The following is a 24,479-nucleotide window of genomic DNA, read 5'->3' on the forward strand; positions in this document are numbered from 1 at the left end:
TTAATTACGCGGTACAAAGCCTTAACCCGTTAAAACGGCAAGGTAGTTTCTTTGCCATCGACGGTGAAGATCAGCTCTTTGCTTAAAACATACCACCGCGTAAGCTCTACTTCATAATACGTTTGACCGTTGTATTCGATCTTTTCAGCTTCGTCGAGCTCGTAGCCGCTGTATTTTTGCTTAATGGCATTGGTTACGGCCGCCGGAACTGCGGAATTTTCAATCTCCTGTTTCTGCATAAGCACTTTGCCCGAAGCATCTAAAACTACCGAACGTTCGGCGGTGCCTTGCTCAAATTCCACTTCGTATTTGTCGTTCAGTTTCTCCCATTCAGGTTTCTGGGCATCGGAGAACTGGCTTTTAAAGCTGTTCATCACGACGCTGGGTACTTCGGTTTCTTTTATGTCCTGCGCTACGGCGAAAAGGGAAGAGGTGCTTAATGCAATGGCTAAGATTAATGGTTTCATGATCTTATTTTATGTTTTAGATTATTTCTGATGTAAAGTTCGGGAGGGATTTGGGAAGGAATTGGGAATGTTAAGGTTTTTTTGAGTTTTGTTTTTGGGTTTTAAGGGGTTAAACCATACCGTTTTTCGTCAGCTCGACGTCAGGAGAGACCTCATCAGGTTGGTAGTAACTTTTGCTTGTGCCTAGGATATTCTTTTTTCTTTGTATCCTGAGCACAATTGAGCGCGGGAGCGCGAAGATTGCGAGCGTAGCTCTGAAGGACCTCGTAGGCAGATAGTCGTAATGACTTTTAAGGCACTAGATCATAGCGTTTTCCTTTTACGTTATTTGGTCATCCCGAGTGAAGTATAAGGAACTTATGAGGCCTCACAAATGACTTTTAAGGCATAAAGGGATAGCGTTTTTGAAAAATATTTTCTACTAAACTTCTGGCTTTCAGTTTTTACCGGCAATTTTTTTCCTCAAGCCGGGGGGCTTCGTTTCTACGTTCGCGTCTCACCCTTTCCTTTGCTTACGCAATTTTGCTGCGCAAAAGTCGGAAAGTGCGGAGGCCGCGCACGCAGAAACTGGTAGATTTCCCTTCTTCGTAGCAGGCTTTTTATCTCCTGTAGCGTTTCAACTGACGCTGCGCTGGCGATATCGTGAAATCATAAATTTAAAATCGAATACATGAAAGGGCACCTACAAGGGATGCCCCTACTTTTATTGGATTTCTAAATCCTGCCTATCTTTTAAATCTCAAAAATCTCAGTTGAGACGAAATCACATAAATCATAATAATCAAATGAATCAACGGTTCAGACAATTCCCGCCAGGGTGGGGTAAACCGAAAACCGGTGCTTGCCTTCCTCGAAACTGTATTCGATTCTGAAATTATATAAATCTGCAATGGCTTTCACGATAGCCAAACCCAGGCCGGTGCTGCCGGAATTTTGTTCGCCTTTGTAGAAACGTTTGAAAAGATGGTCTGTATCTAAAGCTTTTCCGGGGCCGGTATTTTCTACGGTTAAGTTATCCGGATTTATAAAAACAATCATAGAGCCGCTGGGAATGTTGTGCGTGATGGCATTTTTGAGCAGGTTCGTAAGCAGGATGTTCGCCAGATCGGGGTTCATTTGTAGGTTTAGCGTTCCGGTTTCTTCCAGGTGTAACGTTACTTCGCGGTGTTCTGCCAAGGCTTCGAAATCTTCGAGTTGCTTTTTGGTGAGTTCGTTGAAATTGGTTGCGGAAACTTCCGGGAACTGGCGGTTTTCTATTTTGGAAAGTTGCAGCAAGGATTTATTCAGGCGGGTGGAACGCTCGAGGTTGCTTATGACCGAAGCCAATAGCTGCATTTGTTCTTCGGTTAAGTGGTTGCTTTCTACCAGTAATTCGAGTTTGTTCAGGCTGATTGCCAGCGGCGTTTGGAGTTCGTGGCTGGCGTTTTCGATGAATTGTTTCTGGCTGGTGAAGGTGGCGAGGTTGCTTTTGATGAGCTTTTCTACGGTTTCGTTCAGCAGCTTGAATTCTTCGATGTTGGTGGGCGTGGTTTGCAGCGGTTGCTGGTCTTCGAGGCGGAATTTCTTAAGGCGTTCCAGCAGGCGGTAAAACGGTTTCCAGATCTTTTTCAGCAGGTAATTATTCAGGAGTAAAATACTGGCTACCAGACCTAAATAAAGCCAAAGGAGGGAATAAAGCAGGTCTTCGATAAGGTCGTCTTCTTCTACCATACTGGTTATAACCTGCATTTCGTAATAGCGACCGTTGGAGTGGATGAACGCGGTTTTGAGCAGGCGCACTGGCTCGAAATCTTCTTCGTACTCCATGTACATGAGCGTGTCCTGGTAAGTATCGGTGTAAGATTGCGCTCTGGCCAGCGGAATTTCCTTGATGGTGAAATAGCCGGCTTCGAATTCGGGTTGGTTTAGAATGGTGGTATCGGCGGAAGCTTTGCGGATAACGAGCAATTTCTGGTTTTCGAGGCCGTCGTCCATGCTGTCGTAAATTTCGTCGAGCATGGAATAGTAGAACAGGCCGGCCCAGATGGAAATAATGAGCAGCAAAATGCCAGCAAAGTACGCCGAGGTGTAGTTGAGCAGTTTCATGTGCGTAGTTTAGTCGGCCACCAGTTTGTACCCGATGCCGTAAATAGCCTGAATTTCGATCTCGGCCTGGCTGTCTTTCAGTTTTTTGCGCAGGTTTTTGATTTGGGAATATACGAATTCGAAGTTATCAGCCTCGTCAATCTGGTCACCCCACACGTGTTCGGCCAAGGCAGTTTTGCTTACCAGCCGGCTTTTATTTGTTACTAAATAAAGCAGCACGTCGAATTCCTTGCGGTTTAAGGGCAGATCTTTGTTGTTCACTTTTACGGTGTGGCTTTCCGGATCTATGGTTACGTTATTGAGCACAACTTCGTGGCTGCCTTCAAATTTCTTGCGCCGCAACACCGATTTTACCCGCGCGTGCAGTTCGGCCATGTGAAATGGTTTCGGCAGATAATCGTCGGCGCCGAGGTTTAAACCGGCAACTTTATCGTCTATGGAATTTTTAGCGGAAACGATGATCACGCCGTCGGTTTTCTGAAGCTTTTTGAGTTCCTGCAGAATTTCCAGGCCGCTGCCGCCGGGCAAACCAATATCCAGCAAGATGCAATCGTACTCGTAAATGCCGATTTTATCTAGAGCCTCATCGAAATTAGTGGCGGTTTCTACGCGGTATTTCTCTTTTTCCAGGGAAGTTACTACGTTGTGCAGCATATCGGGCTCGTCTTCAATTACCAGGATCTTCATGTCAGTTCAGGCGTTCAGTTTGGGTAAAGTAAACGCAGAAATCGGGAAAGATGTGGGAATTTTATTTTTTTAGAACAGGTATTAGGACACAAGTATTAAGAATTGAAATGTTTCTATATGTAAAACGATAGGATTGTGGTATGAAAAAGTCCGCATCGGAAATTTCCGATGCAGACTTTTGTGTTTTCTTTGACTTTTTGGGATGAAAAGGATATCGTTTTGGCCTCGGCTTTTTTTTCTGGTTTTCGCCTGAATCTGCGTTTTGTAGTTTGCTTATCGTAGTCAGTTCACCTCGGTCTGTGCGCCACAGACCGAGGTGAAGGTAGAAACGTTTCTGCAAACCGCCAACAAGGTCCTTCGCTGGCGCACAGTATGACAATATCTTGACTTTTTCCGACCTAAACCCTACCGTTTTACCCGATCTTCACCGAAGTCATGGTAAGCGAACCGGCCATGGCTTTGTCGTTGAAAAAAGATACAGAATCTTTGCTGCCTTTTAAGCCGAGCGTGTAAAGCAGTGGCAGGTAATGATCCGGAGTTGGAATGGCTAGCAGCGCTTCTTTGCCTAAATTCTTATAATTGATGAGCGGTTTATGGTCGCCGTTGGCAATGAGTTCTTTGAATTTGGTATTTAGCGTTAAAGCCCAATCGAAACCGAATTCAGAATCGAGTTTATCCCAGGCTACCATGCCGAGGTTGTGCACCATATTGCCACTGCCGATTATCAGAACGCCTTTTTTGCGGAGATCGTAGAGTTCTTTGGCCAGGTCGTAGTGGTATTGCGGGTCTTTGTAATAATCTATGCTGAGCTGTAAAACCGGGATATTTGCTTCCGGGTACATGTGGCGCACAATGGTCCAGGTGCCGTGGTCGAGGCCCCAGTCGTGGTCCATTTCTATTTGCGTGTTTTTGAACAGCGCTGCGGTTTCTTTTGCTAATAGCGGATTGCCGGGCGCGTTGTATTGCACGTTGAATAATTCCTGCGGAAAGCCGCCAAAATCGTGAATGGTTTTGGGGAAATCCATGGCGGTAATTCTGGTGCCGCGGCTGAGCCAGTGCGCAGAAACTACTAAAACGGCTTTCGGAACGGGAATTTCCTGCGCCATTTTCTTCCATCTTCGGCTGAATTCGTTGTCCTGGATGCCGTTCATGGGCGAGCCGTGACCAATAAAAAGCACAGGCATTAAGTTGCCGTCTTCTTTAAGCTCGCCGGTAAATTTATTAAATGCTGAAAAGCCGGTTATTCCCACGGTTCCTAAAAGTAAAGTTTTAATAAAATGTTTCCGATCCATGACTTTGTTCGGTTAATGGTTGCTGCTTGTTAGTGAAAACAAGGGCAAGAGTACTATTGTGCCCGCTTGGGAGGGGTGAGGCAGGATTGAAACTTTCGCTGATCAGCTTTAAATGCCGTAAGCATACGCAATTGGCAATGAAATTTTCAATAATTGAATCCTCCCTCTATCCCCTCCGAAGGGGGACTTTTTTTGTTGCAACGCCTATCGTTTAATAAGCAATGGTAAAGCGTTGACGGATGTGCTGCGGGTTTTCCAGTTCGTCTACAATGGCCAGAGCCGTGTCTTCTACCGAGGCTACGCTGCGGCTGCTTTCATCGAACACCGGATTTTCGAGGCCTTTTCGGTAGGTACCTTTGCGTTGGCCGGAAGTTCCCGGGTGCATTTCTAAGGCCGGGCTCAGGAAGGTCCATTCGAGGTCTTTTTCTTCTTTCAGGTGGTTCAGGTAATCGCGGGCAGCGGTTGCGCCGGGCTTGATCTGCTCGGGGAATTCCGGCGTGTCTACAAACTGGCCACCATCTGGCGTGTATAAACTACCGGCGCCGCCAACAAAAATGAAACGCTTCACGCCTGATCTTTTCACGCCTTCCTGAATAGCCTTAGAACCGTTCAGGAAATCGTTGTACAGGTTTGGGTTGGTCCAGCCGGCATTAAAAGCGCTGATCACAGCATCGTAGCCTTTTATTTTTTCGGCAAGTGCTTCAGGTTGGGTAACGTTGGTTTGTACCGCGGTTACATTCGGGTGCTGCTTTTTAATATTGGCTGCGTTGCGGGTTAAAGCGGTTACTTCGTGGCCACGTTCTACTAATTCGTTTAAGATTGCAGTGCCTACAAAGCCGGAGGCGCCTATTAATGCTACTTTCATATCTGATATTTTTCTGTTTAAAGCAAATGTGTTTTTTATTATGCAGTCATTTATAAATCTGTAATAATTTAGCTTACAGTTATGGAGAAAAAAATTAACTGAACTGGCTGGCAAAATCGGCTAAGGTTTTCTTACCCAATTTCTGCAATACAAAAAATTCAGCTTCAGAATACAGTTCGTCTAAGCGCGTGTTAATTTCTTTGCCCACCGGGCAGGCCGGGTTTGGGTTGTTGCTTTTGCCTAATAACGCATGTTGCTTCACGGCCTGGTAAATATCGGAAAGCAGTATTTCGGAAGCCGGTTTTGCCAGGGTGCTGCCGCCACCTTTGCCTTCTTTGCTTTCCACCAAACCACAATTCCGCAGGTTACTTAATTCTTTGCGCACAACGGCCGGATTCAGGTTTATGCTGCCGGCAATGTATTCGGATGGCAACAATTCGCCCGGCTGCAGATGAAGCAGGGTTAGAATGTGCAAAGCCGTAGCAAACCGGACGTTATTCATAACTGTAATTGTTTTTATTACAGTACAAAGAAAAGCAAACCGAAGTTCAAAAGCAAGTCTGGTTTAAGAAATTGTAGTTCAAGAATTTAGAAAGCGACTTTAGGAAACAGCAGTTTTCAAGCCGAAAAGCATAGCGTTTTACAAAGAAAAAGCCGGCAACTTTATGGCCGGCTTTGACTTTTTTGGGCGAAAATACTACTGTTTTTATTGCAGCAGTTTGAGCAGATCCGCTTCTATGCTTTGGCGCACATTTTCTACCACGCGGCCTTTTTCTTCGCCGTTTTGCATGATTATAAACGTTGGCACATTGTTTACGCCATATTGCTTTTCCAGTTTATCGGGCGAATTCTTTTGCTCATCTACCAGGTAAAGTTTTACGCTGCTTTGCGGTATGCCGGCTGCTTCCAGTGTTTTAAAGAATTTCGGAAGCAGGTTCTGCGTATCGGAGCACCACATACCGCCAAAAACCAGGAACGTAGCATCTTTAGACAACGCTTTATTGAGTTCAGCAATTGTGGAGGCGTCGGGTTGGTAGCTTGCATAAGTAGGGTTGAACCAGGTACAGGTAGATTCTAGGGTTAAAAGTTTGGCATCGGTGGTGCCTAAAAGCGGGGCGGTTTGGGCCATAGTGGCAAAAGTTATAAACGTGAAAAGAATGGCAAGTAAATGTTTCATGGTGCAAAGATACGGGTTTGCCTTATATCGGTTCAATCGGCAATAAATTGACCTGAAACAAGACATTTTGACTTTTTTATCCTGAAATCATAGCGTTTTTGCTGCCTTTCTGTCGCAAAAAAGCCGGAATTTGAATTATGGCTGCATGCAGCGTGTTTGGTATATAGTTTGTAATACACAGGCAAACAGAAAGGAAGAATAAGCCATGAAGCTTTTTAAAGATAAGAAATTTTTACAAACCATTGCCCGCCAGATAGACATCTGGAATACCCTTGGAGGTGGTGTGGTTCAAACGGAAGTAAACGTTGAAAAACGTAAAAAAGGCGCCATTATTCACGTTTCGGCACCGTCAGTAAATCCGGAAGCGTTCCAGATCTTGCTGAACCAGAACAAGCTTACCGTTTTTGCGGCTTTGCCAAATACAGAAGATAACGATGTGCAGATCCCGCTTTTTTACCAGGAATTCATTTTGCCGCAACATGTAGCTCTGGACCGGATAAAAGCAGTTTACGAAGGCAATGAACTTCAGGTGCGCCTGCCGTATCTGGAAACCTATACCCGCCAGATAGATATAGAATTTGAGTAATTTTTTGATTGTTTAAAGTGAAAAAAGAGGCGTTGTTTTGCAGCGCCTCTTTTTTTTGTGCAGTATAAATGCAGTTGTTCTGAATGAGCATTTTCAGGGAGAAAGGATGCTTCGCTCAAAATTTTGGATGGTTCACAAATTGTTGCTATGCAAGGCTTTATGTAGTGTATTCGAGCTGAAACCTTAGATTGGTGGAGTGGGTATAAAATTTGTTCCGGGCAGAAGGCCAGGATTTTTTTCAGTTAATTATACCAAGAAAGGAGAATGTAATTATGGCAATTCAAAAATTTCGAAACCCTTTGGCCGACGAAACAACGCCGTCGAGCTTTAGCTCCATGCTGGATCGGTTTTTCAACGATTCCTTAAATTCCCGCAAGGCTATGGCCAGCTTTACGCCCCACGTAGATACTTCAGAAACCGACGAGGCTTACGAGATCGAAGTTTCGTTGCCGGGGCTGAAAAAAGAAGAGATCGATATCGATTTTCAGGATGGCCGCCTGACCATTTCCGGCGAACGTAAATTCTCGGACGAAAAGAGAACCAAGAAATACCACATGCTCGAAAGCCAGTATGGTTCATTTATGCGGTCTTTCTATTTGCCAGATACCATAAATTCTGAGGCAATAGATGCCGAGTTCGAAGATGGTGTTTTGCGTATTAATGTTCCGAAAGAGACCCGCAAAATTGCCCGGAAGCAGATCCAGATAAAAGGTGCTTCTGATAAAAAGAACGCTGAAAATGCAACTAAAAGCAGTTCCGGCAACGGCAAGCAAAAACGCTAGGTTTTTCGGGTTAAAAACTACTTAAAATGGAAAAGCGCTGCAAAGCGCTTTTTGTTTTTTAGTTTAACAGGCAGGCCGCAAAAGTATTCTGCTAAAATTCAGGTAATCTGGCTTTTCGGTTTTACTTTTATACCTGAAAATTATTCCCTTTTAAATTATGGAACCACTTACCAGTTCCAGGAAATGCCCCGGCTGTGGCCAATGGTCGGCGTGGCAACAGCACCCCGACGACAGGTGCGAACATTGCGGAAACGTGCTCGACCCGCAGGGATTAAAAGCCCGGCAAATGCGCGAACAAGATGAATTCCGGCAAAAAGATCAGTTCAACATCAGCTTGATTGAGATCTATCCCTACGATTCGGGGTTTACCCGTTTCTGGAAACGCATTGTGCAGGCTTTTCAGATCTCGCTGATGGCTATCATTTCGTTTATTATATGGGTGGTTACAATTTTGGCCGGCTGAATTTTGCTGTTTTCCGGAATCCGCTTTTGCAGATATGCAGTTTTTTATACGTTTTGCATACCGTTTTGCGGCGCGTAGTACCCATAGAAAATGGCTTTCTGAATAATTACCTGAACGACCTGCTTTGTTTACCTTTGGTTTTAGGTGCCGCCGTATTTCTGCAACGCAATATGGTGCTGCGCCAGGCAGATTATGCCCTTACAGGCTGGCAGATCGGGTTGGTGGTAATTTACTTTTCGTTAATGTTTGAAGGCGTGATTCCCTTATTTGTAAGCCGCTATACCGCCGACTTTTTTGACGTAATCTGCTACGGTTTGGGTGGCTGGGCTTTCTGGTTTTTCGGAAATGCCAGAGGAAGTGAACTGGTGCGAAGTGCTTAAAAAGAGCCTTTAATCTTTCAGGAAACGGGCTTTAATAATGGTGGAAAGGTAATCGTAAACTTCGGTAACTTCTTTATCGAACATAAAAACGTTGTAAGCGTCGGCGGTGGTTTTCATTACGCGGCAGCCATTCTCTATCATCATAAAGATTACTTCGCGGATGCGTAAAGGGTGTCCGGCCACATTCAGCATACAGATCGAGTCGCTGCTTTCTACCTGCAGAAACATGTGCTGGATATCGTTCTCGTTATATATGTATTCTGAAGTTGCTGACATTGCGAGCTAAATTTATTGTTAACAGATCGGTTCGTTCTGCCGAAACAATGCTGAAACCTTCAAAAGAGATAACGGCACTTACTTGGGAACAAAAATTAATTACGCGTATTCATAATGTGAAAGGCTTGCGCCCGCGAAATTTCTCTGGTTAATAATACTTCTTCCCGGCACTGGACATCGCGGCAGAGTTGCAGCTGAAAAGTGTTCCGCTGATCGTAAAAGATTTGAGCAGACAGGTCTTCGTAGCTTATCTTGAAAATACGCTTTGCTTTTTTGCGTATCCGGGAAAGTTGGGAAGATATGTTATTGTTGATTTTCATATTCTTTGCACATATTCACTTACAGGGATATACGGCTTTAACGGTTATATGCTACAAATAAGTTTCTAATTCAATATAAATCAAACAAGTTGCTTTAAATAGTGCAATTATTGCCACTGTTTTAGAAGATAATCTGACTAAAAAACGGACAAAGAAAAGCCGCTTCTGGTAGAGGCGGCTTTTCGGAATCTGTTTTCCCAATGGGCAAAAATTTATTTGTATTGGTAGAAAATGCGCGGCATAGGTGTTTTTGCTCCCCGTGATATTGGCTGACGATCAGGCAGCCAAACTTCTTCCTGATCGGAAATAATAAACCAAAGGCGATTCGCTTTCTGGGTAGATTGAGCAGTATTTTTTAAGCAAGGCTGCGCGCTGTTCGGCTTTGATTTTTGCTCCAGCATTTGCTGTTGGGGCGGTTGCTGTGCCATAACGAGGGCAGTTTGCAATAGCGCGGCGAAAAGAAATAAAAGCTTTTTCATAGATGTGAACTTTAAAAGGTGTAAAAAAAATGAGAGCTCCTGATATCTGGAACTGTTACTTATAAGATGCAAAGCAAGCAGCCCGGGTTGCCTCCAGTAAAATTTTATTTCTTATTTTATTTATAAAAAATATTTTCAACAGTGCTTCGGGTTTTTCTGCCAAAAAGCATAGCGTTTTACAGATAAAAAAAACTTGGCCGAAAATCTTCCTGCGAATTAAAAGGGCTGGGCTTTCCGTTGCCAGATCTTCCGGTTAATTATATTCAAGCGCTGTGCCAATAAAATTAAAATGCGACAAATAGCTTGTTTAGTGCGTTTTGGCGGATTTTTGAAAATTTACTGTGCTAAAAACAGACAAGGAGTGTGCTCTTCCGATACACTTTATCATGCTGCGTTTCCGGAGGTGAAAATAGGAAGCGCGCTTGATTGGGAATAGAGAATAAACCTATTGGAAACAGAAGCGTTTAAAGTCGTTTCGGTATAGATAAAGTTATATATTTATATCTGTGAAAGTTCTGGTGTTTATAAATGAGAAAGACCATTCTTTTTAGAATGGCCTTTGCTTTCACCCACTACTAACTGTTCATCGCCGGGCTGCTTATTGTTTGGCAGCGGTGGCGGTAACTGGTTGTTTCTTTATTTTTGGCAAATGCGTATTGTGAATATAGCCGCTTTCTGAGCCGGCCGTTACAATAGACCAATTCGCATCAAACTTGCGCACCAGCATTACATCTTCGGTGCTGTTCAAAACCTTTACCACTTCCCCTTTGGTTGTTGGCTGGCGATAAAGATTTACATTGTCCGATTTTAATTTTACCGGCTCCTGAGCAAATACAAAAGCGGCTTGTAATGATAATGCGAAGGCTAAAACTAACTTTTTCATAATTTCCTGAATTTAAATTTTTTTATAATACTTATGTTTTGTTTTCTGTATCTGGTAGCTGAACCGGGTGCTGCTTAAAAGATGCCGGCGGCTTGGTTCAGGTTGCCCGGGATTCTTAAATTTTTCTGAAATATTTTCTCCGGAAGAATTATGGATTGAAAATTGCTGAGCCATTCTGGTTTTGCCCGTTTTTTGGCCCGGCCTATATTCAGAAACCTGATACCAGAAATTCAACCATTGTGCCAGTAGCTAAAAATGCCCTAAATAAGCTGGAAAAGCGCTTTTTTTATTTTTAGTAGAATATATTTGTAATGTTTGCGTACAAAGCTGTGTCCGGAAACAAACACCCAGAAGGAATGAATTATGCGGGAAGGGCACAAAACGGAACTGAAATTTTAAAAGACTATGCATTTGCAACGAATATTATTTGCTTCCTTATTTTTCCTGCTGATCGGTTTCGGTGCTTCTGCCCAAGCTACAAAGCCTAATATTTACAACCCGCAGGCAAACGCCGCCGCCGAAATGCAGCAGGCTATTAAAACCGCCAAAGCGCAGAATAAACATGTGCTGCTGCAAATTGGCGGAAACTGGTGTTCCTGGTGCATTAAATTCCATAATTTCACCACTACCGATGCGCAGTTAGATTCGGCGCTGCGGGCAAATTATGTAGTGCTGAAAGTAAACCACAGCAAAGAGAACCAAAACCTGGATGTATTGCAGAAACTCGATTATCCGCAGCGGTTCGGTTTTCCGGTTTTCGTGGTTTTAGATGGCGAAGGCAAGCGCTTGCATACTCAGAATTCCGCTTACCTGGAAGAAGATAAAGGTTACAGTAAAAAGAAGATACTGGAATTTCTGGGCCATTGGTCTAAGCCGGCTTTGAATCCGGAAAACTATAAAAAACGCTAGGGTTTACGCCTTAAAAAGTCATTAACCCACACGCTAAGACCGAACAAACCAACTTATGTATTTTTTGAGATCGCTTTCTTACACTGTTTCCCTGTTCTTAATATTTCTGCTGGCAGGCTGCGCAAGCACTTATACCGAAACCGGCAAAGCATCTTTTTACAGCAATAAACTGAAAGGTCGGAAAATGGCCAACGGCGATAAATACCGGCCGGGCAAACTAACCGCTGCGCACAAAACCCTGCCTTTCGGAACCCGCTTAAAAGTTACCAACCTCGATACCCATAAATCGGTGAAAGTGAAAGTTACCGACCGCGGACCTTTTGCCCCGGGCCGGGTGGTAGATCTTTCCTATAAAGCTGCTAATAAAGTAGATATGATAAAGGCCGGCGTGGCGCCCGTAAAAATTAAAGTGATCGGGAAAAAGAAAAAGCCCTGAACAGGAAAGCATGAGACTTTATGAATTACTGTGTTTTTCCGGAGCGTTGGTTTTCTTAAGGTTTAAAGAAATTCAGTATAAAAGTTAAAATATTTTAAAGGTCGGGCAACTGCCGGAAGTTAAAAGCTGTCTTGCCGGTTATGTTATTTCAATCAGGAGGTTGGTATATGAAGAAGTTATTTACGTTATTTTTTTTAGGAATGGCCTTTGCTGCAACGGCACAATCCAGAACTTCAGAACCCGAATTGGCAAATAATGCTGCCGCAATCAGCCGGGTAATGGCCCACGATCTGCAACTCAACGAGCAGGAATATATTCAGATCAAAAACCTGACGTTTGAAAAGCTTCGGACAATGGCCGAAATACAGGATAACTATGCTTATAACCCCAGGCTGCGTAACCTGAAACTGGAAGAAACAGAAAAAGCTTATCAGTGGCAGGTACGGCATGCGTTAAACGCCAAACAGGTAGAGCAATATTTGGCCTGGCACGAAAGTGCAGAGGCGGTTTTAACCAGTGTGCATGTGAAATAGATTGGCAGCAGTAACCGAAAATGGTGTAAAAGCCGGACCGTAAAGGGCCGGCTTTTTTTTATGGTTTTCAGTAAAAAACGGTAGGGTTGAGGCCAGAAAAAGTGTCTTGGTTTGCGAAGGCAGGCAACGGTTAAGGCTAAACCTGCGAATTGTAAGTATTTACCTGGAAATTCTATAAAAAAAACGCTATCTTTAGTTGTTACAAAACTGCCTGCTTTATGTTTCAAACACTTACACGCTTAAGTTTTTTGCTGGTCTTTTTGCTGGCTGCATTTATTAACCCGGCTGCCCGCGCCGCCAATCCTCCTTCTGGCGATTTCGGCGAAAGTAAAAGCCTGGAATTTATTCAGAACCGTAACCAGTGGAATGCTGCTATAAAATACCGGGCGATGCTCAGAGGTGGCGACTTGTATCTGTTGCAAAACCAGTGGGTATATAGTTTTTACGATGCTTCTGAAGCAGGAAACCACATTCACGGAGCACCTAAAAATGAAAAACCAGCGCAGACCAGCCAATATATGCGGGCGCATGCTTATACCGTTTCGTTTCTGGGCGGCAATGCAAGTCCCGTACTGGCAACGGAACGGCCTACGCCGGGCTTCCGCAACTATTTTATCGGCAACGATCCTTCGCATTGGGCTTCTGAAGTAAAAGCGTTTGAAGAAGTGCAGTATCAGGAAATTTATAAAGGCGTAACCGCAAAGATCTACGAGCATGAGCAGAAGCTGAAATACGATTTTGTGCTGGTACCCGGCGCCGATCCGAAACAGATCCGGATGCAGTACGATGGTCCGGAAAGCATGCAACTGGTAAACGGCGACTTAGTTATTAAAACCTCCGTGAATACCGTAACCGAGCAAAAGCCTTACGCTTACCAGATCGTAAATGGCAAACAGAAAGAAGTAGCCTGTAAATTTCAGCTGAAAGGCAATATTGTAAGCTTCGTTTTCCCGAAAGGCTACCGCAAAAAACTCCCGCTGGTTATTGACCCAACACTGGTTTATTCTTCCTATACTGGCTCTACTACCGATAACTGGGGCTTTACGGCAACTTATGACAATGCCGGCAATATTTATTCCGGAGGCGTAGCTTTTCACGTTCTTCCATTTGGTCAGGGGCCTAGCCCGGGTAATTACCCGGTAACTACGGGCGCCTTTCAGGTAATTAAATCCGGTATGTCAGACATTGGCCTTATGAAGTTCAATCCTACTCTTTCGGGGCCAGCCAGCCGGGTTTGGGCTACTTATTTAGGCGGTAACGGTATAGAAGCGCCGCATAGTTTGGTGGTGAACAATCAGAATGAGCTTTTGATTCTGGGTACTACCAGTTCCAATAATTTCCCAACACCAAATGGTTTTGATAGTGGTTACAATGGTGGTACGTTCATAGATCCGTTGAATGATGGCTTTGCCGAGTATCTGCAATATCAAACCGGTTCCGACCTGTTTGTTTCCAAACTGAATGCCACCGGAACAGCGTTGGTGGGTTCTACTTACCTGGGTGGCAGCGGCAACGACGGTTTGTTGACCATTACTTCTCCGTTGGTTAAGAATTATGGCGATCAGTTTCGCGGCGATATTACGGTAGATGGTTCAGACAACGTTTATATTGCTTCCTCTACCAGTTCCTCTAACTTTCCTTTACAGAATGCTTTCCAGAGCCTCCAAAGCGGTGGTGTTGCCGATGCGGTAGTATGTAAACTTTCGCCTGGGCTTAATAACCTGCTCTGGAGCTCTTACTTGGGTGGCTCTGGTGCCGATGCTGCTTATTCTATTCAGATCGACAATCAAAACAACGTGTATGTTTGCGGCGGAACCTCCAGCACAAACCTCGCACAAACGGCCGGCGCCTGGAAAACTACCAATGCAATGGGCTTTACGCCGGTAGATGGATTTGTAAGTAAAATTACAGTGGCTGGTAATGTGCCTTCGTTGTTCCGTACTTCTTACATTGGAACCACTGTGGGGCAAACTGGATCGTTTTCCGGTTACGATCAGGCTTATTTTTTACAGCTCGATGCTTCGAATAATGTGTACCTGCTGGGGCAATCAGCCGGAAGTTATCCGGTAGTGCCGCCAACACCGGCCCCTCCTACGTTCTTCTCTACGCCTACCGGCCACCAATTCATTCAGAAATTATCTGCCGATCTTACCACTTCTATTTTCTCCACCCGGTTTGGTTCGGCAAACGGTGAATTCAATATTTCGCCAACAGCGTTTCTTGTAGATAATTGCGAGCGGGTTTTTATTTGCGGTTGGGGCGGAGGCGCTAATCAGGAGCTTAGTTATGTGTCCGGAACTACTGTGGGTTTACCAGTAACCCCGAATGCCATGAAAGGGAACACGGATGGAAATGACATATACCTGGCGCAGTTTTCTCAGAATCTTGGACAGTTAGAATACGCTACTTTTATGGGCGGCACGCAAACAGGTACAGGAGGCGAACACGTAGATGGTGGAACCTGCCGTTTCGATAAGCGGGGCATTGTTTATCACGCGGTTTGTGCCGGTTGTGGAGGCAATAACAGTTTTCCTACTACTCCTAATCACTGGTCGTTAAATGGTAGCCCCAACTGTAACAATGCGGCTTTCAAGTTTGATTTTGCGGTAACCAGTGCCATAGCCGGTGGTACGCAAAAAATTTGTGCCAATGCGGGCCCAACGCAGATAACCGGCGCCAGCCCGGCGGGCGGAGTGTGGAGCGGAACAAGTGTTACGCAAGGGGGTATTTTTACGCCTTCGCAGGCCCTGATCGGAACGCATGTTTTAACTTATACCACAACTGTGGGTGCCTGCGTGAGTTTTGCCACTAAAACGGTTACGGTTGTGCCACCTCCATCAGTAAGTATAAACCCGATAGATACAGTTTATTGTATTTATTCGCCGGATATTACACTAACCGGCAACCCGACCGGCGGTAGCTGGAGCGGAACCGGCGTTACAAACGGAAACCAGTGGTCAGCGGCAACAGCCGGGCCCGGTAATCACTTGATCACTTATTCATTTACTGATACGGTTGGCTGCGTTTCTACCGCTACAAAAAATGTGCGGGTTGCGCTGCCGGTTACACCAAACGCCGGGCCTGACGAAGGTATTTGCGCTATTTCCGATCCGTTCCAGTTAACCGGTGCTACGCCGGCAGGTGGCGTATGGAGCGGGAATGGGGTTACGCCAACCGGAATTTTTACGCCAAACCCGGCTTTGATCGGCACGCAAACACTTACCTATACAGTTAATTTGGGTAGCTGTAAATACACCGCTACAAAAAATGTGCAGGTAGATCCGGTTCCGGATGTATTTGCGCGGCTTGAATTCGGGAATTGCGGCACCGATACTACCGCCCAGGGTTTTGCACCACTAAAAATAAACTTCCAGAATAATACCCCGATCGGGAAGAAATATACCTGGGATTTTGGCGACGGAACCAAGTCTTCGGAACCAAATCCGGAGCATGTTTATACCGAGCCGGGTACTTACACGGTAAAACTCACTACCGATTTTGGCCGGGGCTGCGTGCGCGAATCTACGGTAAACACGGTAACGGTAATGAAAGAAAAGATCCCGAATATCATTACACCGAATGGCGATAGACTGAACGATAATTTTGTGCCGCTGGTAAGCTGTAACCCAACAAAACTAACCATTTACAGCCGTTGGGGCCATGAGGTTTATAAAAACGAAAACTACAACGGCGAATTCAAGGCAGATAATATCAGCAGCGGCACGTATTATTACCATATCCTGGATACCCAAGGTCGCAACTGGAAAGGCTGGCTCGAGATCGTGAAATAAGCTTTAAAAATGGTAGGGTTTTCAGGCGAAAAAGTGCAGAGAAAGTGTAAAGTCTGAAACTCTGACCAGCTGCGTTCAGGTTGGCGCAAGATCGTAACTCAGCTATAAAAACGCTATGGTTTTCAGCCTAAAAACTAAAAATGCGGCACCTGTTTGAAAGGTGGAAAACATAAAAAAGACCTCCGGCAGATCTTTGCCGGAGGTTTTTTTATGGAATAATTAAAGCTGTTATTTGCCTGCCGTTGAATTAGTAAGATCGGCCTCTATGCAATGAATGCGTGCCGCTTCAGCCATTGGTGGCACCGCCTGGCAGATAACGGCATTCTGGTAACGGTTGTCGCGTTGCATCAGGTCGTAGCCAATTTTGTAACGTTGCCCGTTTACGAGTTGCAAACCTTGTACATTGCTTTCCCAGGGTTGCAGCAGCGTGCCATCGTCGAGGCGCAGCCAGATGTTTGCCCAAACGCCCATGCCGCAAATTACCGTTTCGGCCGTGGCAAAAGTGTTGCAGTTCTGCGGGTTAGGTTCGGTGCCGCAAAAACCAAGCGGCTCGGCGCAGGTAATTTTTATGGCTTGTTCAGGCAATTCGGGAACAACCAGGTAATTGCAAGTAACAGCATTTTGCGGGTTTTCTTCTATCACATCGTACGCAATTTTCAGGCGCATGCCGTTTTGCAATTCCGGCAGGTTAACCAAGCTGGCTGTTGGCATTAATAATTTGCCCTGGCTGGTCCGGAACCAGAAATTGCCTTCAGAACTTTGCCAGCACGAGTTTTCTTCTACCGTTACAATAGTGTTGCAAACGCCCTTCGGCTCCGGGCCTTCGGTGCAATTGGTTACGTCGCAACCTGAAATGCCAAGCACCATTAAAGACAGGAAACCGGAAATTTGGCTTTTCAGGCGAAAGCCACGCTGTAATTTTGCCACGTTCCCACGCAGCCATTCATAATTTTTCATAGTAATTCCGTTTTAAGTTTATAAAAAACGCCACCCGGAACCAAAGAAAGCTGCAGTCTTTTTAGCGTCCGGCGGTTATTAAGAAGACTTCGGGAAGTTTACGGGCGTTGCAACGCAGGCAGAAATTTAAAAAAAAAATGCTAGGGTTTCCGACCTAAAAACTATAGCCCAGTTTCAGCGAGGCGCCCACATTCCGTGGATTTTCCTGTTTTGCGCCGGCAGTTTTTTCAGCCTGAATGAGCGGTTTTAAATATTGTTCGCCTTCCAGCGCCATTTCAAGTTGCCAGTGTTGGGAAAGCTGGTAACCCACGCCGGTTTGTAAGCCCACGGCCGGCAACCAATTCCGGAAAGTATTTCCCTGTGGAGCATGGCTTAAGCTTTGCGCCTCATTTTTGGTTGGGGAATTGGTATAAACCGTTTGCTGGTGCTCGGTTTCTATGGTGGCGGAAGTAAGCAGATTCATAGAAAAACCGGCAGCACCAAAGTAATAGAGCGCTTTGGCGTTGGTCTGGTAACGCAGGTTCACAGGCACGCCGATCTGCTGAAAAATGTAGCTGGTTTTGCTTTCCGGAGTCTTCAGGACTTGCGTTTCATCCGGATCGAAGTTGTTTCCCAGCACCGTTACAAGCGTAGTTTGGGCAGTATTGGGTTGCATAGCTGACGTACCCGTTCCGGTGTTGCCAAATTGCGGGTTCGAAAAAGCATAATGCGAAGCCGTTTGCGCCTGATTCCGGAAGTATTTGAAACCGCTTTGCAGCAGCCAGTTTTTGGTTAGTTTATAAGCCACCTGCAACACGCCTCCCTGCGAGTAACCCGACTTGGTTTCCTGGTTGAATTCCTCAATGGCGGCATTGTATTGGGAAATATTTTCGGACTGGTGCTGGTAGCTTATCAGGCTGCCAGGTTTTGTTTCGGCCTGACTGGCTAATTGCATCCCAGTCTGAAAATTACTGCCGGAATAGCCAAGCGCCAAAACCCACTTGCCGGTTTGCGGTGCTTTTTTCGTTTGCGTTGCTGTTTCAGATAAAGTTTCGGCTACCGGAATTGTTGCCAGCATGTTTGAATCCGGAAGCATTAATTTCTGGTGTTCAGCGCTTTGCAGTTTGGTATTGTTTAGCTTTAAAAAAGGCAACGGCTTGAACTTCTCTTTTTTAAGGGAAACGCTATGGTCTTGGCTTGAAAAAGTGTTTGTTTGGGAAACCGCCGGCACTTCATCAGCAGCAGAATTATTTCTGAAAGCCGCCGCAACAGCCGCATTTTTGGCTGTTTGTTCTGTTTCGGAAACAGGCATTTTACTGGCTGTCGAAGCTTTTTGGCTGGCTACTGCTATATCCGGGGCGTTTATGCGGGCTGTATTTACCGGTTCTGAAATGGCTGCAATGGTTACATCGGGAGTAGCAATGTCCGGTTCAATAGCAGCAATTGTTTCGGAAAGATCGGTTGCAGCCCGGGCAGTTTTTGCCGCTGAAATCATAGCGTTTTCCGAAGTTTCAGTAACGGAAAGATCAGGCTGTTGCGCTTTCGGTTTTGCATTTGGCGCGTTAAAAGCAATTGTTTTTCCGGCGGTAGGATTTCTTGTGACAAAAGCATTTTCAGCTTTCGTATTGGAAACAGTTTTAGAAGTTGCAGCAAGTTGTTCAGTAGTTTCTAAAGCTTCTGTTTCTGAATTAGCGGTTGCAGTTTTTTGTTCCGAAACCGTAGCGTTTTCCGGGGTTGTTTTAGCCTGTGCAAGCGCGGCTTCTGTTGCAGGGTTTTCAGATTGCTGGACTTGCGAGCTGGAATTTCTCTTGGTTTCCGGGGTTTGCGTAATTGCTAATTCCGGGCTTTCGTCTTTTAGTTGCCTGAGTTTATTTGGAATAAAAAACGCACCGAAAGCCAGTAAAAGCAATAAACACGCCGCCGCCAGCCTGGAATAGATCCGGAAACGGTTTTTGTAAACCAACGCTTCTTCTTTGTCGAGGCTCAGTTCAATTTTATCCCAGAGGTTATCGGTAGGCGCAGCTTCGTAATTTTCCAGCTTTTGCCGGAACTCCGCCTTCATTTTATCGGAATTTGGGTCAGCTGATCTTTTCATGATAAATTCTATTAGATTTTTCCACCATTTCGCGCAGCATATTCCGGGCCCGCATATAGTGCGAGCGGCAGGTTACTTCAGGCACGTCCAACATTTCCGAAATTTCCTTGTAAGAATAACCTTCTATGGCTTGTAAGTTGAAAACGGCCTGGTATTTGGGCGGCAGGCTGCGCACCAGTTCCATCAGTTCTTCGGCGGCAAAAGCGCTGAAAGTGGTTTCGGGTTCGGCAATTTCTATGAGTTCGTCGGTTTCGGAAGCTTCGGTTTTGTGCAAACGGCTCCGTAAATGCGACAGCGCGGTGTTTATGGTAATGCGGCGCACCCAGCCTTCAAGCGGGCAATCGCCTTTAAATTTGTCGATGTTTTTGAAGACCTTCAGGAAAGCATCGTGCATGATGTCTTCGGCTTCGAAGCTGGTTTTACAGTAACGCAGGCAAACTCCTTTCATGGCGGCGGCAAAGCGCTCATAAAGTAGTTTCTGCATTTCCCGGTTCCCAGCCACGCAGCCTTGTATCATTTCAGCTTCGCTAACCGATTTTTTCCTGAAGATCCGCAAAAGGTTATCGTGGTTTTTGTTCGTTCACAGGTATGACTACCGGAAATTACGGATTGTTGCAGGGTTTTGGAAATTATTTTAGGGAAGAGAAGCTTTAGTTGGTTTAAGTAGTTTTTGCGTTGAAAAGTGTAGCGTTTTTTTGACTTATCGAGTGTTAGTTATGGGAATTTAAAATGCTGTTATTCTGAGTTTTTCTGCTTGAAATGATACCGTTTTTTTTTCGTCATCTCGACGTCAGGAGAGATCTCATCGATTTGTTAGAAACTTTACTTTTTAAGCTCAAAAGCATATCGTTTTATTCGTCATCCCGAGCGTTAGTCGAGGGAACTTATGATGCCGCATTCCTGAGTTTCCTGCTCCAAAATTATATCATTTTTCATCGTTAACATTCTATCATTGATCAGGAATAGGCTTCTTTCATAGCTCACTTCTGTGTTCTTTTTGCCTTGATGCAAAAAGAACCAAAAAGATCAAGTCAAAGCGGAACTCGCTGACCGCTCAAACAACGCTTTGACAAAAAGCCGCTGTGATACATTCTTTTCTTCGTAGTTAACTGAATAGTGCCTAGATAGTAGGTTACAGTGGCTATACAAGCGGCCAAATTTGCTGCCGTAAGCGCAAATTTGGCTTGTAGTTCTTCGACTTTCGTTGACGACACTCCGCTGCGCGTTCGAGTGAATTAAGTGTGAAATTAGCAGGAAGTAAAAGTCCTCCCTGTTTTTAGGGGAGGATTTAGGTGGGGTCTTTCAGTACACGAAACGCAAAATCTGGTAGCGTTACACAAAATTACTGGCCAATGCGAGCAGCGTGCCGGCAACGGTGGCTATAATTTTATTTTTGTGGAAACGGTGGTCGGGGCTGGTTTCGAAGAGAATGGTGGTGGAAATGTGCAGGAAATTACCAGCTACCAAGCCCGAAAGGATCATGAAAAGATTGGTGTTTTGCAACTGGTCCAGAATAATGTAATTGCTGAATAAAATACCGAGCGGCGAAGCAATGGCAAACAGAAATAAATAAGCAAATGCCTTCTTGAAACTATTGAGCCGGAACATTAAAACCGACATTAACGCAACTGCGGCCGGAATGTGATGAATGGCAATACCAGCTAAAACACTGTAAAAATTGTTGCCTAATAAAGGTGCGTGATCATGCCCGTGCCCATGTCCTTGTCCTTGTCCGTGGCCGCTTTCTACCAGGATGCTGCCTTCTAAAAAGGAGTGCAGAATGAGCGAAAAAAGCAGCATGAACGGAACGTAACCGGTATTTTTATCGTGGGCATGTTTGTGTACGTGGCCGTGCTCAATGCCTTCGGAAAAAAGCTCTAAGAGTAGTTGCAGGAAGAAACCAGCCAATACATAATACCCAACCTGGTGCGGATCGTCGGTGCTGAGCAATACATCGGGCAGAATATGCAGAATGGTAATAGAAAACAGGTAAGCGCCGCTGAAAGCAAGTAAGATCTTCAGGAAATACTGGTTGTCTTTTGGCAGAAAGCGTACGAGCCAGCCCGCAAAAAGCACCGTGAAAAACAAGATCAGAATGGCTACGATCATAAGGTTAATTTAGATACAGGTATCAGCGCACGCGTATCAGGACAAAAATAAATGAATTTTAACCGTTAAGCAGCAATTATGCTTGGCTATTTCTTCAGAATGAAAATGAGGCGGTCGCTGGTTTTGGCGTCGAAAGGCTCAAGCTTATAGCTTCCGAAGCATTCGTGCAAGCGCAGGTCCGTCATTTTAAAATATTCCAGGAAATCTTCGGCGGTAAGTGCCCACACTTTTTCCTGAAAATGATATTGCCTGCCTTCGGCTTCAAATTCGATGGTTTTTACGATCAGCTTGCCTTCCATGTGTTTGGTTATGTGAAATGTTACGCCTTCTAAAACCTTGGTTTCCTGCGGTACTAAATTAGCCACCACTTTTTCGGCATTCAGAAAATCGATAACCAGTTTTCCACCCGGTTTTACCGATTCGGCAATGGCTTTTAAAGCAACTACGTTCTCGGTTTCGGAAGCAAAATACCCGAAGCTGGTAAACAGGTTGAGCACAAAATCGAACTGGTTCGGTTTAAAAGCCTCGCGCATGTCGTGTACTTCAAAGTGCAGCTTTTCATTCTCGAATTGTTTGGCGTAGGCAATGCTTTGCGGCGAAAGATCTACCCCGGTTACGTTGTAGCCCTGCTGGTTGAGGTAAATGGCGTGCCGGCCTTTGCCACAGGCCAGGTCCAGAATTTTAGCGTCTGGTTTTGGATGCAGGTGCTGGAGCAGGTTTCTCAGAAACTGTTCGGCTTCGGTGTAGTTGCGGTTGCTGTACAGAATATGGTAATACGGCGAATCGAACCAGGTGCTGAACCATTCTTCGGACTGGGACATAGCTTGCAGTTTATAGTGCGTTGCAAAAATACGCGAATTTCTAAGCGTAAAAAGGCTTTACGGAAGGCACAAAAAAAGGCAGATACTTTTTCTGCCTTTTTCTATAGCGTTTTCCGGAAAGGAAATTATTTGGTAGCGGCAGTATCGGCAATTGTGCCTTCCTGTGTAATATCTGCCGAAGGCGAAACCGGCGGTACGTAATCCGGGTTTTTCTCCAGGTCCATTTCGCAAACCGGGCATTTGCCTGGCTCATTACTGGCGCTGCCTTCGCAGTGCATTGGGCAGGTATAAGCCTTGTCGGTTACTTTGCGGGTGGTTTCGGTAGTTTCTTTGCTGGTTTGCTCGGTGCAGGCGGCAAAACCTGCCAAGCTCAACACTAATGCCAGCGCGCTGAAAATATTTTTGATCTTCATGTTCTTTTCCGTTTAATAAATTGGGCAAAGCACTTTTCAGGCCGTTTTACCTACCGTTTTTCAGGAGGAGCTGAACAAAAAAGCGCTGTAACCGGCTTATTCGTGGTTTTCTACGTGCTCAGCGTCTGTGGTTTTTTCTTCCGCCGGAACCTGATCGTTGCCGCCAATATCGTTTTTGTGCTCATCATGATTCGGCATTACGTCAGGGCGGGTAGTATTGGTGCCGCCGGCATCTGGGGCAGTGGTTTGGTGACCAGTTGCTTCATGGCCGTGCTCCGGGTGCGGGGCAACCTGACCGTCCAGGTTATAAATATCGGTTTCGCGGGTTCCAGGGGCTACCTCGTCTACAGATACTTTGCCGTTTGGGCGGAAATCGGAAGGATGGCTGCTGCAAGCAGAAAGAATACCTGCGAAAGCGAAAGCGGCTAAGATCGATTTATTCATGATGATAGGTTTTATAGCGGTTTTAATACGTTTTTCAGAGATTAACCAACGGTTGTTTTTGAAGCACTGTCAGCTAAAAGGTTTTTGCGTTTCAGATACGTGTCCATCATTTTCAGGTCGTTGGGATTCGTGAAAATATTGAATGGCAGGAAAATGAATTGCGCTTTTGAAAGACTTAATAAATAATGGTCTTTGGTTTTCTTTGCGTTCTTGATCATGTCCCAGCTTACCGGCATGCCTTGGCGCTCGTTTATTTTCATTAAGATCTGGCGGCCATCAATCTCGTAAGCCATTTTCTCGAAAAGCATTTTGTTTTGCTCTACCTGGGTTACGCCAGCAAACTGCACGGCCCAGAAAAGCAGGTACAGCACTACAATTAAAATAGCAATGGAAATGAACCACCAGCTTGGCCAGATAAACGCTAAACACGCCAGCGCAATTGGCCCGAAAATGAACCACCACTGTTTTTTCAGTAGCTCCAACATGGCGGTTTTAATATAAAGCGACGGTTCTAATTTGTACTTTTTGGTTTTGATCAGCACGTTGTAATAAATCTAAAATTTGGGGCACGAAGTTCCGGCTGCGGAAATTCAGCGCACAAAAGTAGCTAAAAATTTTAAGGGAATAAAAATAAGGTGTTTTTCGTTGTTGTTTCTTTTTGATTGAAGGGGTTTGTTTATTTAAAGTGGTTTTTAGGTTTGAAAGCATAGCGTTTTTTTGTCATCTCGACGAGAGATCTCTGCGGCTTGGTAGTTTTGTTTGCTATTGAGTTTTTCTGCTTGAAAGCATACCATTTTTACTGTCATCCTGAACATTAGCGAAGGACCTCGTTGGCGGGCAGCAGTTTTTTAACTAAAAGTGCTAGCGTTTTTGAAACACCTTTTCTGCTAAACGTCTGATCTTCTAACTTTTATCGGCAATTTTCACCCTCAAGCCGGGCGGGCTTCGTTTCTGCGTTCGCGTCTCACCCTTTCCTAGCTGCAGGCGGCTTTTCTGACGAAACCGGAAAGTGCGGAGGCCGCGCACGCAGAAACTCGTATCATTCACCTTCGTAGTCAGCTTCTTTTTAGTTTAGCTTTCTTAATAGCGTGATTTTCGCGCGACGCTGCGCTGGCGAAATGCGTGAATTTAGGATAGCAGGAAAAGAAGCTCCCTGCCTAGACAGGAGGGGTTGGGGTGATTTTCCTGCTCTGCTGCTTGCTTTAAAGTATTAATGTCTGTTTGAAATTCAGAAGTCCTGCTCATCCCAA

At 45.1% G+C, this 24,479-nt stretch carries 27 protein-coding genes; 8 read left to right on the forward strand and 19 right to left on the reverse strand.

The window, feature by feature from the left end:
• Nucleotides 1-29: 29 nt before the first annotated feature.
• The 7 genes from ACFPIB_RS10265 to ACFPIB_RS10295 all read right to left on the reverse strand — a co-directional run bounded on the left by ACFPIB_RS10265 (nucleotide 30) and on the right by ACFPIB_RS10295 (nucleotide 6,573).
• On the reverse strand, nucleotides 30-467 hold the full coding sequence (locus ACFPIB_RS10265; protein WP_378017361.1) for a PepSY-like domain-containing protein: 438 nt from the start codon (nucleotides 465-467) through the stop codon (nucleotides 30-32).
• Nucleotides 468-1,265: 798 nt separating this feature from the next.
• Nucleotides 1,266-2,552: a sensor histidine kinase gene (locus ACFPIB_RS10270; protein WP_378017362.1), complete on the reverse strand. Its 1,287-nt coding sequence runs from the start codon at nucleotides 2,550-2,552 to the stop codon at nucleotides 1,266-1,268.
• Between the two features lie 9 nt (nucleotides 2,553-2,561).
• Nucleotides 2,562-3,239 carry a response regulator transcription factor gene (locus ACFPIB_RS10275; RefSeq protein ID WP_378017363.1) on the reverse strand — a complete coding sequence of 226 codons (678 nt, stop codon included), beginning with the start codon at nucleotides 3,237-3,239 and terminating at the stop codon, nucleotides 2,562-2,564.
• A gap of 413 nt (nucleotides 3,240-3,652) precedes the next feature.
• Nucleotides 3,653-4,483, reverse strand: a complete 831-nt coding sequence (ygiD, locus tag ACFPIB_RS10280; RefSeq protein ID WP_465251497.1) for a 4,5-DOPA-extradiol-dioxygenase — start codon at nucleotides 4,481-4,483, stop codon at nucleotides 3,653-3,655.
• A gap of 259 nt (nucleotides 4,484-4,742) precedes the next feature.
• Entirely contained in the window at nucleotides 4,743-5,396 is a 654-nt protein-coding gene (locus ACFPIB_RS10285; protein WP_378017365.1) for an NAD(P)-dependent oxidoreductase, read from the reverse strand.
• A 94-nt stretch (nucleotides 5,397-5,490) separates the two neighbouring features.
• Nucleotides 5,491-5,898 (reverse strand): RrF2 family transcriptional regulator, encoded by a 408-nt coding sequence (locus ACFPIB_RS10290; RefSeq protein WP_378017366.1) that lies wholly within the window; start codon nucleotides 5,896-5,898, stop codon nucleotides 5,491-5,493.
• Nucleotides 5,899-6,102: 204 nt separating this feature from the next.
• On the reverse strand, nucleotides 6,103-6,573 hold the full coding sequence (locus ACFPIB_RS10295) for a thioredoxin family protein (protein ID WP_378017367.1): 471 nt from the start codon (nucleotides 6,571-6,573) through the stop codon (nucleotides 6,103-6,105).
• 205 nt (nucleotides 6,574-6,778) lie between these two features.
• Here ACFPIB_RS10295 and ACFPIB_RS10300 point away from each other — a divergent pair, with 205 nt between their 5' ends.
• The 4 genes from ACFPIB_RS10300 to ACFPIB_RS10315 all read left to right on the forward strand — a co-directional run bounded on the left by ACFPIB_RS10300 (nucleotide 6,779) and on the right by ACFPIB_RS10315 (nucleotide 8,784).
• Complete coding sequence (locus ACFPIB_RS10300) at nucleotides 6,779-7,159, forward strand: Hsp20/alpha crystallin family protein (RefSeq protein WP_378017368.1); 381 nt, start codon at nucleotides 6,779-6,781, stop codon at nucleotides 7,157-7,159.
• Between the two features lie 299 nt (nucleotides 7,160-7,458).
• On the forward strand, nucleotides 7,459-7,941 hold the full coding sequence (locus ACFPIB_RS10305; protein WP_378017369.1) for an Hsp20/alpha crystallin family protein: 483 nt from the start codon (nucleotides 7,459-7,461) through the stop codon (nucleotides 7,939-7,941).
• A 157-nt stretch (nucleotides 7,942-8,098) separates the two neighbouring features.
• Nucleotides 8,099-8,404: a hypothetical protein gene (locus ACFPIB_RS10310; RefSeq protein WP_378017370.1), complete on the forward strand. Its 306-nt coding sequence runs from the start codon at nucleotides 8,099-8,101 to the stop codon at nucleotides 8,402-8,404.
• The gene (locus tag ACFPIB_RS10315; protein WP_378017371.1) at nucleotides 8,377-8,784 is read left to right on the forward strand and encodes a hypothetical protein; all 408 of its coding nucleotides are present in this window, start codon (nucleotides 8,377-8,379) and stop codon (nucleotides 8,782-8,784) included. Before ACFPIB_RS10310 ends, ACFPIB_RS10315 begins: the two co-directional genes overlap by 28 nt.
• A gap of 9 nt (nucleotides 8,785-8,793) precedes the next feature.
• Here ACFPIB_RS10315 and ACFPIB_RS10320 read toward each other — a convergent pair whose 3' ends face one another.
• From ACFPIB_RS10320 to ACFPIB_RS10335, 4 genes are all read right to left on the reverse strand, one after another.
• Nucleotides 8,794-9,060: a hypothetical protein gene (locus ACFPIB_RS10320; protein ID WP_378017372.1), complete on the reverse strand. Its 267-nt coding sequence runs from the start codon at nucleotides 9,058-9,060 to the stop codon at nucleotides 8,794-8,796.
• A 95-nt stretch (nucleotides 9,061-9,155) separates the two neighbouring features.
• Complete coding sequence (locus ACFPIB_RS10325; RefSeq protein WP_378017373.1) at nucleotides 9,156-9,380, reverse strand: hypothetical protein; 225 nt, start codon at nucleotides 9,378-9,380, stop codon at nucleotides 9,156-9,158.
• Between the two features lie 212 nt (nucleotides 9,381-9,592).
• Nucleotides 9,593-9,859 carry a hypothetical protein gene (locus tag ACFPIB_RS10330; RefSeq protein ID WP_378017374.1) on the reverse strand — a complete coding sequence of 89 codons (267 nt, stop codon included), beginning with the start codon at nucleotides 9,857-9,859 and terminating at the stop codon, nucleotides 9,593-9,595.
• Between the two features lie 598 nt (nucleotides 9,860-10,457).
• Entirely contained in the window at nucleotides 10,458-10,742 is a 285-nt protein-coding gene (locus ACFPIB_RS10335) for an SH3 domain-containing protein (RefSeq protein ID WP_378017375.1), read from the reverse strand.
• Nucleotides 10,743-11,147: 405 nt separating this feature from the next.
• On the opposite strand from ACFPIB_RS10335, the gene ACFPIB_RS10340 reads away from it, so the two are divergent.
• The 4 genes from ACFPIB_RS10340 to ACFPIB_RS10355 all read left to right on the forward strand — a co-directional run bounded on the left by ACFPIB_RS10340 (nucleotide 11,148) and on the right by ACFPIB_RS10355 (nucleotide 16,411).
• A complete protein-coding gene (locus tag ACFPIB_RS10340) occupies nucleotides 11,148-11,651 on the forward strand; it encodes a thioredoxin family protein (protein ID WP_378017376.1) in 504 nt (167 codons plus the stop codon).
• A 55-nt stretch (nucleotides 11,652-11,706) separates the two neighbouring features.
• Entirely contained in the window at nucleotides 11,707-12,087 is a 381-nt protein-coding gene (locus ACFPIB_RS10345) for a septal ring lytic transglycosylase RlpA family protein (RefSeq protein WP_378017377.1), read from the forward strand.
• Nucleotides 12,088-12,254: 167 nt separating this feature from the next.
• Nucleotides 12,255-12,620 (forward strand): hypothetical protein, encoded by a 366-nt coding sequence (locus ACFPIB_RS10350; protein ID WP_378017378.1) that lies wholly within the window; start codon nucleotides 12,255-12,257, stop codon nucleotides 12,618-12,620.
• Nucleotides 12,621-12,838: 218 nt separating this feature from the next.
• Nucleotides 12,839-16,411, forward strand: a complete 3,573-nt coding sequence (locus tag ACFPIB_RS10355; protein ID WP_378017379.1) for a DUF7948 domain-containing protein — start codon at nucleotides 12,839-12,841, stop codon at nucleotides 16,409-16,411.
• A gap of 228 nt (nucleotides 16,412-16,639) precedes the next feature.
• On the opposite strand, the gene ACFPIB_RS10360 is transcribed toward ACFPIB_RS10355, so the two are convergent.
• The 8 genes from ACFPIB_RS10360 to ACFPIB_RS10395 all read right to left on the reverse strand — a co-directional run bounded on the left by ACFPIB_RS10360 (nucleotide 16,640) and on the right by ACFPIB_RS10395 (nucleotide 23,714).
• Nucleotides 16,640-17,368 carry a hypothetical protein gene (locus ACFPIB_RS10360; protein WP_378017380.1) on the reverse strand — a complete coding sequence of 243 codons (729 nt, stop codon included), beginning with the start codon at nucleotides 17,366-17,368 and terminating at the stop codon, nucleotides 16,640-16,642.
• Between the two features lie 154 nt (nucleotides 17,369-17,522).
• Nucleotides 17,523-19,442 (reverse strand): hypothetical protein, encoded by a 1,920-nt coding sequence (locus ACFPIB_RS10365; protein ID WP_378017381.1) that lies wholly within the window; start codon nucleotides 19,440-19,442, stop codon nucleotides 17,523-17,525.
• Entirely contained in the window at nucleotides 19,426-19,926 is a 501-nt protein-coding gene (locus ACFPIB_RS10370; RefSeq protein ID WP_378017382.1) for an RNA polymerase sigma factor, read from the reverse strand. The genes ACFPIB_RS10365 and ACFPIB_RS10370 overlap by 17 nt, the downstream gene beginning before the upstream one ends.
• Nucleotides 19,927-20,774: 848 nt before the next feature.
• Entirely contained in the window at nucleotides 20,775-21,551 is a 777-nt protein-coding gene (locus ACFPIB_RS10375; protein ID WP_378017383.1) for a ZIP family metal transporter, read from the reverse strand.
• An 86-nt stretch (nucleotides 21,552-21,637) separates the two neighbouring features.
• Nucleotides 21,638-22,372, reverse strand: coding sequence for a class I SAM-dependent methyltransferase (locus ACFPIB_RS10380; RefSeq protein WP_378017384.1), 735 nt, complete (start codon nucleotides 22,370-22,372; stop codon nucleotides 21,638-21,640).
• Between the two features lie 125 nt (nucleotides 22,373-22,497).
• On the reverse strand, nucleotides 22,498-22,785 hold the full coding sequence (locus tag ACFPIB_RS10385) for a heavy metal-binding domain-containing protein (protein WP_378017385.1): 288 nt from the start codon (nucleotides 22,783-22,785) through the stop codon (nucleotides 22,498-22,500).
• 96 nt (nucleotides 22,786-22,881) lie between these two features.
• Nucleotides 22,882-23,229 carry a hypothetical protein gene (locus ACFPIB_RS10390; protein WP_378017386.1) on the reverse strand — a complete coding sequence of 116 codons (348 nt, stop codon included), beginning with the start codon at nucleotides 23,227-23,229 and terminating at the stop codon, nucleotides 22,882-22,884.
• A gap of 41 nt (nucleotides 23,230-23,270) precedes the next feature.
• Nucleotides 23,271-23,714 (reverse strand): YcxB family protein, encoded by a 444-nt coding sequence (locus ACFPIB_RS10395; protein WP_378017387.1) that lies wholly within the window; start codon nucleotides 23,712-23,714, stop codon nucleotides 23,271-23,273.
• Between the last annotated feature and the right edge of the window lie 765 nt (nucleotides 23,715-24,479).

It is taken from the genome of Adhaeribacter terreus, assembly GCF_042657365.1.
GTDB classification, from domain to species: domain Bacteria; phylum Bacteroidota; class Bacteroidia; order Cytophagales; family Hymenobacteraceae; genus Adhaeribacter_A; species Adhaeribacter_A terreus.

Bases quoted from the DNA above. Each gene is read 5' to 3' on its own strand.
- ACFPIB_RS10270 (WP_378017362.1), bottom strand. From the start codon at position 2,552: ATGAAACTGCTCAACTACACCTCGGCGTACTTTGCTGGCATTTTGCTG.
- ACFPIB_RS10385 (WP_378017385.1), bottom strand. From the start codon at position 22,785: ATGAAGATCAAAAATATTTTCAGCGCGCTGGCATTAGTGTTGAGCTTG.
- ACFPIB_RS10355 (WP_378017379.1), top strand. From the start codon at position 12,839: ATGTTTCAAACACTTACACGCTTAAGTTTTTTGCTGGTCTTTTTGCTG.
- ACFPIB_RS10390 (WP_378017386.1), bottom strand. From the start codon at position 23,229: ATGAATAAATCGATCTTAGCCGCTTTCGCTTTCGCAGGTATTCTTTCT.
- ACFPIB_RS10290 (WP_378017366.1), bottom strand. From the start codon at position 5,898: ATGAATAACGTCCGGTTTGCTACGGCTTTGCACATTCTAACCCTGCTT.
- ACFPIB_RS10315 (WP_378017371.1), top strand. From the start codon at position 8,377: ATGGGTGGTTACAATTTTGGCCGGCTGAATTTTGCTGTTTTCCGGAAT.
- ACFPIB_RS10375 (WP_378017383.1), bottom strand. From the start codon at position 21,551: ATGATCGTAGCCATTCTGATCTTGTTTTTCACGGTGCTTTTTGCGGGC.
- ACFPIB_RS10380 (WP_378017384.1), bottom strand. From the start codon at position 22,372: ATGTCCCAGTCCGAAGAATGGTTCAGCACCTGGTTCGATTCGCCGTAT.
- ACFPIB_RS10265 (WP_378017361.1), bottom strand. From the start codon at position 467: ATGAAACCATTAATCTTAGCCATTGCATTAAGCACCTCTTCCCTTTTC.
- ACFPIB_RS10360 (WP_378017380.1), bottom strand. From the start codon at position 17,368: ATGAAAAATTATGAATGGCTGCGTGGGAACGTGGCAAAATTACAGCGT.
- ACFPIB_RS10335 (WP_378017375.1), bottom strand. From the start codon at position 10,742: ATGAAAAAGTTAGTTTTAGCCTTCGCATTATCATTACAAGCCGCTTTT.
- ACFPIB_RS10320 (WP_378017372.1), bottom strand. From the start codon at position 9,060: ATGTCAGCAACTTCAGAATACATATATAACGAGAACGATATCCAGCAC.
- ACFPIB_RS10370 (WP_378017382.1), bottom strand. From the start codon at position 19,926: ATGCAGAAACTACTTTATGAGCGCTTTGCCGCCGCCATGAAAGGAGTT.
- ACFPIB_RS10345 (WP_378017377.1), top strand. From the start codon at position 11,707: ATGTATTTTTTGAGATCGCTTTCTTACACTGTTTCCCTGTTCTTAATA.
- ACFPIB_RS10295 (WP_378017367.1), bottom strand. From the start codon at position 6,573: ATGAAACATTTACTTGCCATTCTTTTCACGTTTATAACTTTTGCCACT.
- ACFPIB_RS10330 (WP_378017374.1), bottom strand. From the start codon at position 9,859: ATGAAAAAGCTTTTATTTCTTTTCGCCGCGCTATTGCAAACTGCCCTC.
- ACFPIB_RS10325 (WP_378017373.1), bottom strand. From the start codon at position 9,380: ATGAAAATCAACAATAACATATCTTCCCAACTTTCCCGGATACGCAAA.
- ACFPIB_RS10350 (WP_378017378.1), top strand. From the start codon at position 12,255: ATGAAGAAGTTATTTACGTTATTTTTTTTAGGAATGGCCTTTGCTGCA.
- ACFPIB_RS10275 (WP_378017363.1), bottom strand. From the start codon at position 3,239: ATGAAGATCCTGGTAATTGAAGACGAGCCCGATATGCTGCACAACGTA.
- ACFPIB_RS10310 (WP_378017370.1), top strand. From the start codon at position 8,099: ATGGAACCACTTACCAGTTCCAGGAAATGCCCCGGCTGTGGCCAATGG.
- ACFPIB_RS10340 (WP_378017376.1), top strand. From the start codon at position 11,148: ATGCATTTGCAACGAATATTATTTGCTTCCTTATTTTTCCTGCTGATC.
- ACFPIB_RS10365 (WP_378017381.1), bottom strand. From the start codon at position 19,442: ATGAAAAGATCAGCTGACCCAAATTCCGATAAAATGAAGGCGGAGTTC.
- ACFPIB_RS10300 (WP_378017368.1), top strand. From the start codon at position 6,779: ATGAAGCTTTTTAAAGATAAGAAATTTTTACAAACCATTGCCCGCCAG.
- ACFPIB_RS10285 (WP_378017365.1), bottom strand. From the start codon at position 5,396: ATGAAAGTAGCATTAATAGGCGCCTCCGGCTTTGTAGGCACTGCAATC.
- ACFPIB_RS10395 (WP_378017387.1), bottom strand. From the start codon at position 23,714: ATGTTGGAGCTACTGAAAAAACAGTGGTGGTTCATTTTCGGGCCAATT.